This is a genomic window from Hymenobacter sp. UYCo722 (assembly GCF_040547115.1).
Taxonomy (GTDB): domain Bacteria; phylum Bacteroidota; class Bacteroidia; order Cytophagales; family Hymenobacteraceae; genus Hymenobacter.
Genome location: NZ_JBEPPC010000002.1, coordinates 788,518 through 802,850, shown reverse-complemented (window position 1 = coordinate 802,850; position 14,333 = coordinate 788,518). Strand labels below are relative to the sequence as shown.

The 14,333-nt window shown below is 62.6% G+C and carries 11 protein-coding genes; 3 read left to right on the top strand and 8 right to left on the bottom strand.

Annotated elements, in window-relative coordinates; genetic code table 11:
• Nucleotides 1-74: 74 nt before the first annotated feature.
• The 8 genes from ABIB44_RS09175 to ABIB44_RS09140 form a co-directional block, all read right to left on the bottom strand.
• On the bottom strand, nt 75-929 hold the full coding sequence (locus tag ABIB44_RS09175; protein ID WP_354584345.1) for a fumarylacetoacetate hydrolase family protein: 855 nt from the start codon (nt 927-929) through the stop codon (nt 75-77).
• Nucleotides 930-953: 24 nt separating this feature from the next.
• Nucleotides 954-2,651, bottom strand: a complete 1,698-nt coding sequence (locus tag ABIB44_RS09170; protein WP_354584344.1) for a sodium:solute symporter family transporter — start codon at nt 2,649-2,651, stop codon at nt 954-956.
• 21 nt (nt 2,652-2,672) lie between these two features.
• The gene (locus tag ABIB44_RS09165) at nt 2,673-2,939 is read right to left on the bottom strand and encodes a hypothetical protein (RefSeq protein WP_354584343.1); all 267 of its coding nucleotides are present in this window, start codon (nt 2,937-2,939) and stop codon (nt 2,673-2,675) included.
• Between the two features lie 81 nt (nt 2,940-3,020).
• Nucleotides 3,021-3,674 (bottom strand): pyridoxal-phosphate dependent enzyme, encoded by a 654-nt coding sequence (locus tag ABIB44_RS09160; protein WP_502916487.1) that lies wholly within the window; start codon nt 3,672-3,674, stop codon nt 3,021-3,023.
• A 277-nt stretch (nt 3,675-3,951) separates the two neighbouring features.
• On the bottom strand, nt 3,952-5,070 hold the full coding sequence (gene leuB / locus ABIB44_RS09155; RefSeq protein WP_354584342.1) for a 3-isopropylmalate dehydrogenase: 1,119 nt from the start codon (nt 5,068-5,070) through the stop codon (nt 3,952-3,954).
• Nucleotides 5,071-5,086: 16 nt separating this feature from the next.
• Nucleotides 5,087-5,683, bottom strand: a complete 597-nt coding sequence (gene leuD, locus ABIB44_RS09150; RefSeq protein ID WP_354584341.1) for a 3-isopropylmalate dehydratase small subunit — start codon at nt 5,681-5,683, stop codon at nt 5,087-5,089.
• A 152-nt stretch (nt 5,684-5,835) separates the two neighbouring features.
• Nucleotides 5,836-7,230, bottom strand: a complete 1,395-nt coding sequence (gene leuC / locus ABIB44_RS09145) for a 3-isopropylmalate dehydratase large subunit (RefSeq protein ID WP_354584340.1) — start codon at nt 7,228-7,230, stop codon at nt 5,836-5,838.
• Between the two features lie 150 nt (nt 7,231-7,380).
• The gene (locus ABIB44_RS09140) at nt 7,381-8,547 is read right to left on the bottom strand and encodes a 2-isopropylmalate synthase (RefSeq protein ID WP_354584339.1); all 1,167 of its coding nucleotides are present in this window, start codon (nt 8,545-8,547) and stop codon (nt 7,381-7,383) included.
• Between the two features lie 165 nt (nt 8,548-8,712).
• On the opposite strand from ABIB44_RS09140, the gene ABIB44_RS09135 reads away from it, so the two are divergent.
• The 3 genes from ABIB44_RS09135 to ABIB44_RS09125 all read left to right on the top strand — a co-directional run bounded on the left by ABIB44_RS09135 (nt 8,713) and on the right by ABIB44_RS09125 (nt 14,270).
• Nucleotides 8,713-10,257 (top strand): hypothetical protein, encoded by a 1,545-nt coding sequence (locus ABIB44_RS09135; protein ID WP_354584338.1) that lies wholly within the window; start codon nt 8,713-8,715, stop codon nt 10,255-10,257.
• A 68-nt stretch (nt 10,258-10,325) separates the two neighbouring features.
• On the top strand, nt 10,326-10,862 hold the full coding sequence (locus ABIB44_RS09130) for a DUF4833 domain-containing protein (RefSeq protein ID WP_354584337.1): 537 nt from the start codon (nt 10,326-10,328) through the stop codon (nt 10,860-10,862).
• An 81-nt stretch (nt 10,863-10,943) separates the two neighbouring features.
• On the top strand, nt 10,944-14,270 hold the full coding sequence (locus tag ABIB44_RS09125; protein ID WP_354584336.1) for a cyclic nucleotide-binding domain-containing protein: 3,327 nt from the start codon (nt 10,944-10,946) through the stop codon (nt 14,268-14,270).
• Nucleotides 14,271-14,333: the final 63 nt, after the last annotated feature.

Sequence of the window (14,333 nt, the reverse complement as noted above, 5' to 3'; positions counted from 1 at the left end):
CGGCAATAGCCGGCCTACCTCAAGGCCGGCGTAATACCTGCGCTCTGGGCTGCTTATTGTGGGCTGCCGCCGGTTCAGCTGCCGTACGCCCGCAGTACCTGGCGGGCGCTCCCTAACTGGTCGATGCCCAGCTCCACTACGTCGCCGGGGCGCAGGTACTGCGGGGGTTTCAGGCCCATGCCCACGCCGGCGGGCGTGCCGGTCGAGAGTACGTCGCCGGGCAGCAGGGTCATAAACTGGCTCACGTAGGAAATCAGAAAGGGCAGCCCGAAAATAAGGTTGGCGGTGGTGCCATCCTGCCGGGGCTGGCCGTTCACCGTTAGCCAGAGGCGCAGGTTGGCGGGGTCGGGCACTTCGTCGGGCGTCACGAGCCAGGGGCCGAGGGGCGCGAACGTGTCGCAGCCCTTGCCCTTGTCCCAGGTGCCGCCGCGCTCCAGCTGGAAGGCGCGCTCCGACACATCGTGGTGCAGCACGTAGCCGGCCACATAGTCCAGGGCCTCGGCCTCGGTTACGTAGGCTGCACGCCGGCCGATGACCACGGCCAGCTCTACTTCCCAGTCGGTTTTCTCGGCACCGCGCGGGATGACAATGTCGTCGTTGGGGCCGGCCAGGGCGCTGGGGGCTTTCAGGAAGAACACCGGCTCGGCGGGCCGGGCCAGGCCCATTTCGGCGGCGTGGTCGGAGTAGTTGAGGCCGATGCACACGATTTTCGAGGGCCGGGCCACGGGTGGCCCCAGCCGCTCAGTACCCGGCACCGTCGGCAGCTGGCCGGCGTGGGCGCGCACAAAGGCGGCTAGCCGCGCCGGGCCGTCGGTGGCGAAGAACTGCTCGTTGTAGTCCTCGCCAAACGCGGCCACGTCGTACCGCTGCCCATCGAGCAAAATACCGGGCTTTTCGTGGCCGGCCGGGCCGTAGCGCAACAGTTTCATCAGCGAAAGCGAAAGAAGTTCAGCCTACCAGAACACCGTGTAAAGCACCGTCACCAGCGTCACCACCACGCTCGCGCCCAGCACGAAGCTGCGGTTGGGCCGGAACATGCTGCTGTCGATTTCCAGGCCGTGGGTGGTTACGCCGCGCCGGGTTTCGACCAGACTAATAAGCACCATCACGGCCACGCAGATAGCAAACACGATGGTCATGCGGTCCATGAACGGGATGACGAAGGCCCCATTGTCGGCCGGGTCCTGGCTCAGGGCCGCGAAGCCGAAGTTGGCCAGGCCCGACAGGTCGACGTAGCGCGGCAGGAACTTGAAGAACACCGACAGCACAAAGCCGCCCAGCGTGGCGAACAGGGCCGCGTTGGAAGTCGTTTTTTTCCAGAAGAAACCCAGAATGAACATGGCAAAAATGCCCGGCGAGAAGAAGCCCGTGTATTCCTGAATGAACTGGAAGCCGCCCTTTTTGTCGATGCCCAGGTTGGGGGCAATCAGCACGCCCAGCACCATGGCCACCACCACGGCAATTTTACCGGTGGCCACCAGCCGCTTTTCCGAGGCTTCGCGGTTGAAGAACTTGTGGTAGATGTCGAGGGTGAAAATGGTGGCAATGGAGTTGGCTTTGCCGGCCAGCGAGGCTACCACCGCCGCCGTGAGGGCCGCAAACGACAGCCCCTTGAGGCCCACCGGCAGGATGTTGAGCAGCACCGGGTAGGCGCGGTCAGGGTTCAGATTGGCCCCCGAGCCAAACTCGGCCGCCCCAAACACGTCCTGCTTGTAGAGCACGTAGGCCGCAATGCCGGGCAGCACCACAATCACGGGCATCAGCAGCTTGAGGAAGGCGGCGAACAGCAGGCCGCCGCGGGCCGTGGGCAGGTCGGCCCCGAGGGCGCGCTGGGTGATGTACTGGTTGCAGCCCCAGTAGTTGAGATTGGCAATCCACATGCCGCCCACGAGCACCGAGAGGCCCGGCAAATCGAGGTAGTTGGGGTTGTCGCGATTGAAAATCATGTGGAAATGGTCCGAAGCCTGGGTCGTGAGCAGGCTGAAGCCGTTGAACGCGCCGGTGGTGCCGTAGTGCTCCGATACCAGGTTCAGGGCCAGGTAGGTGGTGGCCAGGCCGCCCAGAATCAGGAAAAACACCTGAATCACGTCGGTGAAGCCAATCACCTTCATGCCGCCCAGGGTGATGACCACCGCGAAACCCGCCAGCATGTACATGCAGAAGCTCAGGTTCAGGCCCGACACGCTGCTCACGGCAATGGCCCCGAGGTAGAGAATGGCGGTCAGGTTCACCACCACGTAGAGCGCCAGCCAGAACAGGGCCATAATCAGGGCCACCGTGCCGTTGTAGCGCTGGCTCAGGAACTGCGGCATGGTGGCGATGCGGTTCTTGAGGTACACCGGAATAAAGAACACGGCCACCACGATGAGCGTGAGGGCCGCCATCCATTCGTAGGCCGCAATGGCCAGGCCCATTTTGAAGCCCGAGCCCGACATGCCCACGAACTGCTCGGCCGAGATGTTGGAGGCAATCAGCGACGAGCCGATGGCCCACCACGTGAGCGAGCCTTCAGCCAGGAAATAGTCTTTCGAGTCGCCTTCGAGGGTCCCGTCGTGCCCGGTTTTGCGCCGGTAAATCCAAACGCCGTAGCTGGCAACGATGATGAAATAGGTGAAGAAAACGATGTAGTCAATCGTTGCGAGCTTGTTCATTGAGCCAGGTTTGGGAGTTCGTTAGCGGCGCGTAGCCCAGGGCAGGTACCTGGCGAAGCGATGGGAAAGTAATGTTCCGGCAAAAAAACCGGTTCTGAAAGAAAAACCTGGGTTTTCTTTCCGTAATCGATTGTGGTAAGCTGAGCCGGCCAGGATACTTTGGCCCGGCATACCGCCTCCTTGCACCAGCAGCGCCAGGAAATCGGGTTGGCCATTCAGGTATTCAAATGAAAAACCCTCGGTGGTCACGCGGGCTTTGATGGCTTCCACATCGTGCGGCTGTTTCACTTCGAGGCCGACGAAAACACGATGCCTTCCTCGTGGTACATCTTCAGCAAGTCGAGGCAGACCTGGCCCTCGGGCACCACTTCATCGAGCAGCTCGCGGCACAGCTAATCCGTGAGCTAGCCGGGGCACTTCACCGCCGCGCCATCCACGAAGCTGTCGATGCTGGCCAGCGCCGCGTGCTGGTTGTTCCAGATAGCATCGTGCATTGGAGGGCGCGCCCAGCGGCTGCACGCCGGTGAGCTCCGTGGCTGGGCTCAGCAGGCGAAACACGCTGGCTACCCCCGGCCGCCAGCCCACCCCGCCGATGGGCAGGAAGCAGTAGTCAATCGGAACAGTAGCGGCTTTCAGAATCTCCTGCCCCGCGGTGGCCTGTCCTTCCACAATGGCCAGGCTATCGAAGGGGTGAATAAAGGTGCTGCCCCGCTCGTCGCTGAACGCCTTGGCGGCGCAGAACGAGTCATCAAAGCTGGCCCCGGTGAGGATAATTTCTACGTACTCTTTGCCGAAGAGGCGCACCTTACCCACCTTCTGGGCGGGCGTTTGGGCGGGCATGAAAATACAGCCTTTCAGGCTCAGCAGCTGGCAGGCGTAGGCCACGCCCTGCGCGTGGTTGCCGGTGCTGGCGTACACAATTTCGCGCTCCCCAGCAATGGGCGGTAGCGTGCTCATCTTGTGGTAGGCCCCGCGAATCTTGTGAAACCGCACCACCTGCAAATCCTCCCGCTTCAGCAGCACCGTGGCATCGAAGAGGCGGGAAAGGCCGTGGTTTTGCAGCAGCGGCGTTTTGTAGATGGCTTACTTGAGGTTGCGCGCCGCCCGCTCCACGTTGCGTAGCAGCACGGCGGGCGGCGCGGCGGTGGCGGAGAACATGTGGGTTCGGGAGTAATAAAGAACGTCATGCTAAGCGTAGCCGAAGCATCTCTACCGCTTCGTTGCTAACGATATTGATTACTGGCGCAGTAGCGTTGCTTCGGCTGCGCTCAGCATGACGTTCTTTTTCCTCTACTAACCGTCAAATAATCGTGCTCACGCCGATTTCCACGTTGTTCTTATTCCACTGCTTCTCGTTGGAATCGGCAATCCAGAAGGCGATGTAGTTGCCTACTTCCTCGGTGGTGTAGGGCGCATTTTGATTCAGTTCGGGCGTCAGAATCCCGTTGTTCAGGGCCTCGTCCACGGCCTCGCGCACCAAGGCGGCTTCGGCGTACAACTCCAGATGCTCCAGCAGCATGGCTACCGAGAGGATGGCGGCAATCGGATTGGCAATGCCCTTGCCCTTGGCCTGCGGATAGGAGCCGTGGATGGGCTCGAACAGCGCCACCGCCTCGCCGAGGGAGGCCGAGGATAGCAGCCCCATCGAGCCGGCAATGACCGAAGCCTCGTCGGAGATAATATCGCCGAACATGTTTTCGGTCAGGATTACATCGAACTGCGTGGGGTTGAGGATGACTTGCATGGCGGCGTTGTCCACGAGCAGGTAGTCCACCGTCACTTCGGGGTATTGGGCGGCCATGGCGCGCACCTCTTCGCGCCAGAGGCGAGAGGTTTCCAGCACGTTGGCCTTGTCGACCAGCGTGAGGTGCCGACGGCGACCGGCGGCGGCCTGAAACGCCAGGTGCGCGATGCGGCGGATTTCGTGGCGGCTGTAGACGCAGTGGTCGTAGGCACCTTCGCCATCTTCGGTGCGGCCCTTTTCGCCGAAGTAAATACCACCCGTCAGCTCGCGAAAGATGACCATATCGGTGCCCTGAATGCGCTCCTTTTTCAGGGGCGAATGGGCCAGAAGCACGTCGTAGGCCCGCACGGGACGGATGTTGGCAAACAGGCCCAGCTCTTTGCGCAGGCGCAGCAGGCCCTGCTCGGGGCGCACCTTGGCCGCAGGGTCGTGGTCGTACTTCGGGTCGCCAATGGCCCCGAGCAGTACGGCATCGGCGGCGCGGCAGGCGGCGAGGGTTTCATCGGGCAGGGGGTTGCCGGTCGCGTCGATGGCGCAGGCACCCATCAGGTAGGTCTGCAGGTTGAAGCGGTGGTCGAATCGTTCGGCCACGGCTTCGAGCACCTTCACGGCTTGCCGGCACACTTCGGGCCCGATGCCATCGCCGGGCAACACGGCTATTGTCTTGCTTACCATTGTTTTATTAATTTTTTTACCAGGTCCAGGTTCGGTTTTGTTCGTAGGCTTCGATGGCCGGCTTTTGGCTTACCAGGTAGTCGATGTCGTCATAGCCGTTAATCAGGCATTCCTTTTTGTAGGCGTCGATAGCGAAGTGGAAGCGCTCGCCGGTGGCGGGCACGTGCAGCGTTTGCTCGGGCAGGTTCACCACGAATTGAGTGTCGCCATCCTTTTCCGCCAGGGTGAACACGCGGGCCAACTCGGCATCGGTTACTTGCAGGGGCAGCAAGCCGGTGTTCAGCGCGTTGCCCCGGAAGATGTCGGCGAAGTAACTCGAAATCACCACCCGAAAACCGGCGTCGTACAGCGCCCAGGCGGCATGCTCGCGGCTCGAACCGCAGCCGAAATTCTTACCCGCCAGCAGAATCTGGCCGGCGTAGCAGGCATCGTTAAGAACAAAGCCGGGCTTCGGCGTTCCGTCGGCGTTGAAGCGCCAGTCGCAAAATAGATTTTCGCCGAAGCCCTCCCGCGTCGTCGCCTTCAGGAAACGGGCCGGGATAATCTGGTCCGTATCAATGTTTTCGAGCGGAAGCGGCACGGCGGCGGAATACAGGGTCTGGAATTTTTCCATTGGAGGGGGAAGGCGAAGGAGTGGAATGTCATGCTGAGCGCAGCCGAAGCATCTCTACCGCTTCGTTGTGTCAATCATTACTAATGAGGTAGAGATGCTTCGACTGCGCTCAGCATGACGTTCTATTTAGACGTTTCTTACGAACGGTTCAATCAATTCAAATACTGCGTGATATCCACAATTCGGCCCTGCACCGCCGTAATCGCCGCTACCAGCGGCGAGGCCAGCAGCGTGCGCGAGCCCGGCCCCTGCCGCCCCTCGAAGTTGCGGTTGGAAGTGGCCACGCAGTAAGCGCCGGCGGGGATTTTATCCTCGTTCATGGCCAGGCAGGCGCTGCAGCCGGGTTCGCGCAGCGTAAAGCCGGCGGCGGCCAGAATCTTGTCCAGGCCCTCGGTAATGGCTTGCTGCTCCACCTGCTTCGAGCCGGGCACGATGATGGCCTCCACGTGGCCGGCCTTCTGCTTGCCCTGCACGTAGGCCGCCACCGCCCGCAAATCTTCGATGCGCGAATTGGTGCAGCTGCCGATGAAAACGTAATTGATTTCCTTGCCCAGCAGCGACTCACCCCGCTGAAAACCCATGTATTGCAGCGACTTATCGAAGCTCTCCGCTTCGCTGGCCGGCACTTCGCTCGGGATGTGGCCGTTCAGCGCCATGCCCATGCCGGGGTTGGTGCCGTAGGTTATCATCGGCGGGATGGCGGCAGCATCGAAGTGGTGCTCGACGTCGAAAACCGCGTCGTCGTCGGAATACAGCATTTTCCAGTAAGCCACGGCTTGCTCCCAGGCGGCTCCTTTGGGGGCGTAGGGGCGGCCTTCCACATAAGCGAAAGTCGTTTCGTCGGGCGCAATCAGGCCGCCGCGGGCACCCATCTCAATGCTCATGTTGCAGACCGTCATGCGGCCCTCCATGCTGAGGGTGCGCACTGCGCTCCCGGCATATTCCACGAAGTAGCCGGTGGCCCCGCCCGTACCAAGCTGCGCGATTACATAGAGAATCAGGTCCTTGGCAGTCACGCCGGGCCGCAGGTCGCCGTCCACCGAAATACGCATGCGCTTGGGGCGACTGAGCAGCAGGCACTGCGTGGCCATTACCTGGGCCACCTGGCTGGTGCCGATGCCGAAGGCCACCGCGCCAAACGCGCCGTGCGTGGAGGTGTGGCTGTCGCCGCACACGATGGTGGTGCCGGGCAGCGTGAGGCCCAGCTCCGGCCCGATGACATGCACAATGCCCTGGCGGGCGTGGCCTAGGCCATAAAGCTCTACGCCGTACTTGGCGCAATTGGCAGTCAGCTTATCCACCTGCGAGCGGCCCAGCGGGTCGGCGATGGGCAGGTGCTGGTTGCGGGTGGGCACGTTGTGGTCGGCCGTGGCGAGGATGCGCGCCGGGCGGAACAGCGGCAGGTCGCGGGCGGCGAGCTCGTCGAACGCCTGCGGGCTGGTCACCTCGTGGATGAGGTGCCGGTCGATATACACGATATCCAGGCCGCCGGGCGAGGGTTGAACTACGTGCGCCTCCCAGATTTTATCGAATAAGGACTTAGGCATTTTGATTTTGGGTAACGTCATTAGAACGGTCATGCTGAGCCTGCCGAAGCATCTCTACCGCGTAAGTAATCCAATCATCACAACGAAGCGGTAGAGATGCTTCGACAGGCTCAGCATGACCGTTGGGTTGGATTTGGTCCATGTCATCAGTCAGTTAGCGGCAACGAGCTTCTCCTGCTCTACCAGCACGTGCAGGTCTTCGTCCACCACCTCGCGCTGGCGGTCGGCCAGCTCCATGAAGCGGGCGTAGGCTTTGTTCAGTTCGGGCTTTTCAAAATCGTAACCGATTTTCTGGAGGCGGTAGGCCAGGGCGGCGCGGCCGGACCGGGCCGTGAGCACGATGGATGAATCGGCCACACCGACTTCCCGGGGGTCGATGATTTCGTAGGTTTCGCGGTGCTTGATGATGCCGTCCTGGTGGATGCCGCTGGAGTGTGAGAAGGCATTTGCGCCCACAATGGCCTTGTTGGGCTGCACGGGCATCGTCATCAGGTGCGATACCAGGGCCGAGGTTTCGGCCAGCAAGCGGGTGTTGATGTTGGTGTGCAGGTTGAGGTAGGGGTGCTGGCGCAGAATCATGACGACTTCCTCCAGGGCCGTGTTGCCGGCGCGCTCGCCCACGCCGTTGATGGTGCATTCAATCTGGCGGGCCCCGCTCATCACGCCGGCGATGGAGTTGGCGGTGGCCAGGCCGAGGTCGTTGTGGCAGTGCGTGGACAGCCGCACGGTATGGATGCCGCGCACGTTTTCGTGCAGGAACTTGATTTTGGCGCCGTATTCCTGGGGCAGGCAGTAGCCGGTGGTGTCGGGAATGTTGAGGACGGTCGCGCCGGCCCGGATGGCGGCCTCGCACACCTGGGCCAGGAACAAGTTGTCGGTGCGGCCGGCGTCTTCGGCGTAGAATTCCACGTCTTCCACGAAGCTTTTGGCGAGCTTCACGGCGGCGATGGCGCGGGCCAGCACGTCGGCGCGGGTGGTGCAAAGCTTGTACTGAATATGGACATCCGAAGTACCGATGCCGGTGTGGATGCGCGGGTGGCGGGCGGGTCGCAGGGCTTCGGCGGCTACGCGGATGTCGTTTTCCACGGCCCGCGAGAGGCCGCAGACGGTGGCATTCAGGGTTTGGGCGGCGATGGCCTGCACGGCGGCAAAATCGCCGGGACTGGACACCGGGAAGCCGGCCTCGATGACGTCGACGCCGAGCTGTTCGAGCTGCTGGGCAATGAGAAGCTTCTCGTCGCGGTTTAGCTTGCAGCCCGGCACCTGTTCGCCGTCGCGGAGCGTGGTATCGAAAATTTGGATTTGCTGGGTTGCCATGCGCTAATCGTCCGGAGCGGGGGACGGTGATGATGAATAGGTTGGCAAGAACCGCCCCGCGTGCGCGCATCAAAACCACGCTTTTAGAAATTATACTATTTCCAAAAGCCGGTTTTAATTAATCAATCCTTTATTTATCAGTTACTTGCTTCATTATTCCATACAATGTCTACCAAAAGCCCGGAGCCTGTTTTTCAACTGATAAAGTCCCTGACGCGGACCGAAAAGCGCCACTTCCGACTATTTACCAACCGGCCGGGCGCAAGCGAAGACCTCAAGTTTCTGCTGCTTTTCGATGCCCTCGACGCACTGGATACCGCCGACGACGCGGCCGTGCTCGCCCAGGTGCCCAGCCTGAAGCGCGCCCAGTTGGCCAACCTCAAGGCCAACCTCTACCGGCAGCTACTGGCCAGCCTGCGCGTGTACCACGCCGGCCAGAACCCGGATATTCAGCTCCACGAACAGCTCGACTACGCCCGCGTGCTCTACAACAAGGGCTTCTACCAGCAGGCCCTGCGCATGCTGGAAAAGGTGAAGCAGGGCGCGCGCCAGACCGAAATGCCGCACATTGTGCTGCTGGCCCTCGATTTCGAGAAGCTCATCGAAAGCCAGTACATCACCCGCAGCCTGAAGGACCGCGCCGATACCCTCACCGCCGAGGCCACCGATACCGTGGCCCACCTGGCCAGCCAGCACGCGCTCAGCAACGCCTCGCTGCGCCTGTATGGGTTGTATCTGAAAGCCGGACACGCCCGCAACCGGGCCGACCATGAGCACGTGACGGCGTTTTTTCGGGAGCAGCTGCCGCCGCAAGTGCCCCGCGACGGCGGCTTTTTCGAGAAGCTCTATTTCTATCAGGCGCACGTGTGGTACCACACGCTCGACCAGGATTTCCGGGCCAGCTACCGTTACGCCCAGAAGTGGGTCGACTTGTTTGAGGCGGCCCCAGCCATGAAGGAGCTGCAAACCATGCTCTACATCAAGGGCCTGCATAATCTACTGGCCTCGCTCTACAACCTGTTGTATTACAGCAAATTCAAGCAAGTGCTGCAAACGCTGGAGGAATTCGCCGCCAACCAGACCCGGCGCAGCAGCCCCAACACGGAGATTTTGCTTTTCCAATACCTCTACACCAATCGCATCAACGCGTATTTTCTGGAAGGCCGCTTCACCGAAGGGCTGACCATTATTCCGGACCTGCTGGAGCAGCTGGAGCGCTACAAGCCGCAGCTCGATTTGCACCGCACGCTGGTGCTGTACTACAAAATCGCCAGCCTGTACTTCGGCAGCGGCGAATACACCCAGGCCATCGAATACTTGAATCTGATTATCCAGCACAAGGAGCTGAGCCTGCGCGAGGACCTGCAATGCTTCGCCCGCATCCTGAATTTGATTGCCCACTATGAGGCCGGCGACGACGCCAGCCTGGATTATCAGATTCGGTCGGTGTACCACTTTCTGGGCAAGATGGACGACCAGCAGCCCATGCAGGTCGAGATTTTCCGGTTTCTGCGCACGGTGGGCAGCATCGCGCCGCACCAGGTACGCGAGGCGTTCATCCGGCTGCGCGACAAGCTCATCGTCATCGCCGCCACGCCCTACGAGAGCCGGCCGTTCCTGTACCTGGACATCGTATCGTGGCTGGAAAGCAAGATTTCGAACGTGCCGGTGCAGGAGGTCATGCAGCGGAAATTCCGGCAGATGAAGTAGCGTGGACTCTGCGAGTACGCGCTACATGCAGGCGTACCTTTACGGGCCAATTCACTCCCCTAAAAACAATGTCGGCAACGACCCTCCTGCTGCTTTTCAATCTCCTTTTCGCCCTGCCGCCAGCCCCGAAGCCAGCCACTACCTTCCCGGTGCCGAGTGGGGTTACCAACCAGCTTTTCTACCTCCAGCGCGACCCGAATACCAACACCGTTATCTACCAGCTGAACGTTAACAACGCAGGCAAGCTAAATGAGGCTGAGCCGATTAATGTGTTCTGGCTGCGGTACGATGAGCACGGCGAGCGCAAGGATTTGAACTTCATCCAGCGCAAGTTTGCCTACGGCCTCACGGCCGAGAAGCTGGCGACCGATAAGTACGAGCTGAAATTCGCGGCCTATAGCAAGGTCCGGTTTTTTCTGCTGCGCTCGCCCACGGACAAGGCCTTTCACGTGTACACCACCATCGGCGGCAAGCAGATTCAGCTGGAGCGGGTGTTTCTGCGCATTGAGGGCGGCACGTTTTGGGTGCCGAATGTGAAGTACATCGAGTTCAAAGGGCTGAATACCGCTACCCGCGAGCCAGCAGCGGAGCGGATAATGCTGTAGCGCGAACTAGAAGTCCGCGCTACATGCCTTCGCCCTATCTTTGGCCAGAGCCGTGCCCGGTGGGGCCGGCCGCCTTTCTGCATGATTCCGGCCACCTCTCTGCAAAATCTGTTCGGCATCAAAGCCAGTGAAACCCGCACCGTGGGGCTGTTTTTGCTGCACAATTTCCTGCTCGGCATCGGCTCGGTGCTGGTGTACGTGGCGGCCAACGTGCTGCTGCTCGAGCACAACCCCGAGCACAGCCTGCCGCTGGGCTACCTCATGGGCGCGCTGGCCATGATGGCCGTGAGCAAGGTTTACACCCATTTCGAGCATCACTACCTGCTGAAAACGCTGGTCGTGCGCGTGCTGCTGGCCGTGGTGGCCCTCACCGGGGTGCTGGGCGTGCTGGTAGCGGTGGGGCATTCGGTGGCGGCGGCGGTGGCCATCATGGCGGGCTACCGGGTCATTTATCTACTGACGAACCTCGAATTCTGGGGTATCTCCGCAGTGGTGTTCGATGTGCGGCAGAGCAAGCGCCTGTTCAGCGTCATCAGCTCGGGCGACATGCCGGCCAAGGCGCTGGGCGCGGTGCTGGCCGCCCTCATCCACGGCGACGCGCAGCTGCCGGTGCTGCTGGGCGTGGCATTTATGGCCTATCTGGGGGCCTTGTTCACGCTGCGGGCCACCCTTAGCTCGCACGTGGTGGAGGCCATGGCGCGGCCGGTGCGGGCCGTGGCCCAGCCACCCAAGAAGCTGGTGCAGCAGCTGTTCGGCGGCAGCCAGCTGGTGCTGGCCATGTGCCTGAGCTTAGTGGCTATCGCGGCCGTGATTACGGGCGTGGAGTACATGTTTTTCCTGAACGTGAAGCACAAGTTTCACGAGGCGGAGGATGTGACGCAGTCGGTGGGCTGGCTGCTGGCGGCCACCTACCTGGCCGCCACGTTCTTCAAGCTGCTGGTGAGCCGGCAGGCCCTGGAGCGCTACGGTGTGCAATGGTCGCTGCGGCTGCTGCCGGTGGTGGCGCTGGTAGCGCTGGCCGTGTTTGGCGGCTACAAAGTGGCCAGCGGCTACTCGGCTACCGGGCAGCTGGCCTTCTACTGCGGGCTGTACCTGCTGCTCGAAGTGCTGCGCCGCACCGTGTTCGACCCCGTATTTCTGGTGCTGTTTCAGCCGCTGGCCCCACCGCAGCGCTTGGCGGCGCACACGCTGGCCAAGGGCTTCTACGAGCCGCTGGGCATGGCCCTCACGGGCGGGCTGTTCTTCGCCCTGCGCTCGTCGGGCCTGCTCGATAGCGGCCTGCCCTTGGTCTGGATGGGCGCGCTGCTGCTGTTGGCGCTGCTGTTTCTGCGCCGTACTTATCTGAATTATCTGGCCGAATTGAAGGAGGGCCTGGGCCGCCGCTTCGCCGAAACCGCCGAGCTGGCCCTGCCCGATGCGGCCCGCCACGTAGTGCTGGCTCACCTGCTTAGCCCCCACCCCACCGAGGTGCTGAACGCCGTGGCCTGGCTGCGCAGGCACGAACCCAAGGCGCTGGCCGAATACGTGCCGCGCCTGCTCGAACATCCCGACGAGCGCATTCGCCTAGCTCTGCTGGCCACCCCCGAAGTCCGCCCGCTACCCGTGGAAGCCCTTCAGGCGCTGGCCCTGCGCGACCCCGCGCCCACCGTGCGCGAAGCCGCCGCCCGCCAGCTGGCCGCCGCCATCCCCGACGCGCCGGCCGTGGCCGCGCTGCTGGCCGGCCCCGACCTGGCCGCCCGCCAGGGGGCCATCCGGGGCAGCCTCGAAGCCGCGCCACAGCACGCAGCTGCCCAGCACAGCCTCTATCTGCTGCTACCGAACGCGGAAAGCAACCCCGGCCCCACCGCCGACCTGGCCGCGCTGGCCCTGCTGCCGCTTTTCCCGCTCGACATTCAAAAGGAGCTGATTGAGCGCCAGCTGGCCAACCCGGAACCGGCAGTAGCACAGGCGGCCCTCCGGGCCATCGGCACGGTGGGCCACCTGGGGCTGGCCCACCATCTGCTGGCCGCTATCGCCGACAAGCACTGCTGGGCTGCGGCCGCCGACAGCCTGGTGGCCCTGGGCCCGGCCGTGGTACCCATGCTACGCGAAACGCTGTTGCACGAGGCCGAGCCCGCCCACCCGCAGCGCCTTTCCACCGTGCTCGAACGGCTGGATAATTCGGCCAGCCGCACGGTGCTGGTGGAGCTGGCCCGGCACCCGCATTTGTTTTCGCGTGGGGTGGCGCTACGGGCCCTGCGCCGCTTCCCGGCCCGCACCGCCGACCGGCCCACGTTCGAGCACTTGCTGCGCGAGGAGTTCAGCCTAGCCGCGCAGCTGCTACAAGGCGTGGTGGCCGACGGCCGGCCCGCTCTGGCCGCCACCGTCGACTACGAGCTGACGCTCCTGCACCAGCGCGTGTTCGGCCTGCTGGCCCAGCTCTACGATGCCGAGCTGGTGGCCACCGCCCAGCGCAACGTGGCCCACGCCGCCCGCGAGCGCCAGGCCAATGCCCTCGAAATCCTCGACAACCTCATTCCCAGGTCCGTTTACCAAGGCTTGCAGGCCTTGCTTGATGACTCACCCGTGGCCGACAAGGCCCGGCTGTTTGCCAGTCTCACGGCGGCTCCGGCCCCGGCCGTGCACCATGCCTTGGTCCCGATGAGCGCGGCGGCGGCGGCCGGCAGTGCCATGGCCCCGCCGCCGCACCCGCACCACTACGCACCGCTGCCCACACCCGAGCCATTGCCCGCGCTACTGCTACGCCACGGCCACACCGCCTTCACGTCCTGGACCCTCAGCACGGCTTTGCGCCACTGGCAGCCTACCGAGCCCGATGCGCTGGCCCTGCTGCGCCCTTACTTTACCTCGCCCTACCTGCTGCTGCGCGAAAGCGCCGGAGTAGCCGCCGGCGCGCTGGCCGCCCGGCAGGGGTTGCCATTATCCGCCCTCAACCTTCCCGCTATGAGCCATCCGCACGCTGCTACCGAGGCTAAAATCTCCGCCCTGGAACGGGTGGTGGTGCTCAAAAGCACTGCCTTGTTTGCCACCACGCCCGAAAACGTGCTCAGCAGCATTGTGCCCATTATGAAGGAAGTGACGTTCCGGGAGGGCGAGGAAATTTTCGCCAAGGGCGACATTGGAACCTCGCTGTTTATCGTGCACGATGGGCAGGTGGGTATTTTCAATGGTCCGCAGCAGCTGGCTACGTTCGGACCCGGCGACTTTTTCGGCGAGCTGGCCCTGCTCGATGCCGAGCCCCGCTCGGCCACGGCGGCGGCCCTGAGCGAGGTGCTGACCTTCCGCATCGACCAGGAAGATTTCTATGACGTGATGGAGGAGCGGGCCGAAGTGCTGCGCAACATTCTGCGGATGCTGTGCCAGCGCATTCGGGCCCAGAACGAGAAAATGCGGGCGCTGGCAGGATAAGTTTTTGAGGGAAAAGAACGTCATGCCGAGCGCAGCCGAGGTAGACGTTCCTTGTGCTCCAAC

What these genes read in the sequence shown, in the direction of transcription:
- ABIB44_RS09175 (WP_354584345.1), bottom strand. Translation starts at nt 929, where the DNA reads ATGAAACTGTTGCGCTACGGCCCGGCCGGCCACGAAAAGCCCGGTATT.
- ABIB44_RS09170 (WP_354584344.1), bottom strand. Translation starts at nt 2,651, where the DNA reads ATGAACAAGCTCGCAACGATTGACTACATCGTTTTCTTCACCTATTTC.
- leuB (WP_354584342.1), bottom strand. Translation starts at nt 5,070, where the DNA reads ATGGTAAGCAAGACAATAGCCGTGTTGCCCGGCGATGGCATCGGGCCC.
- leuD (WP_354584341.1), bottom strand. Translation starts at nt 5,683, where the DNA reads ATGGAAAAATTCCAGACCCTGTATTCCGCCGCCGTGCCGCTTCCGCTC.
- leuC (WP_354584340.1), bottom strand. Translation starts at nt 7,230, where the DNA reads ATGCCTAAGTCCTTATTCGATAAAATCTGGGAGGCGCACGTAGTTCAA.
- ABIB44_RS09140 (WP_354584339.1), bottom strand. Translation starts at nt 8,547, where the DNA reads ATGGCAACCCAGCAAATCCAAATTTTCGATACCACGCTCCGCGACGGC.
- ABIB44_RS09135 (WP_354584338.1), top strand. Translation starts at nt 8,713, where the DNA reads ATGTCTACCAAAAGCCCGGAGCCTGTTTTTCAACTGATAAAGTCCCTG.
- ABIB44_RS09130 (WP_354584337.1), top strand. Translation starts at nt 10,326, where the DNA reads ATGTCGGCAACGACCCTCCTGCTGCTTTTCAATCTCCTTTTCGCCCTG.
- ABIB44_RS09125 (WP_354584336.1), top strand. Translation starts at nt 10,944, where the DNA reads ATGATTCCGGCCACCTCTCTGCAAAATCTGTTCGGCATCAAAGCCAGT.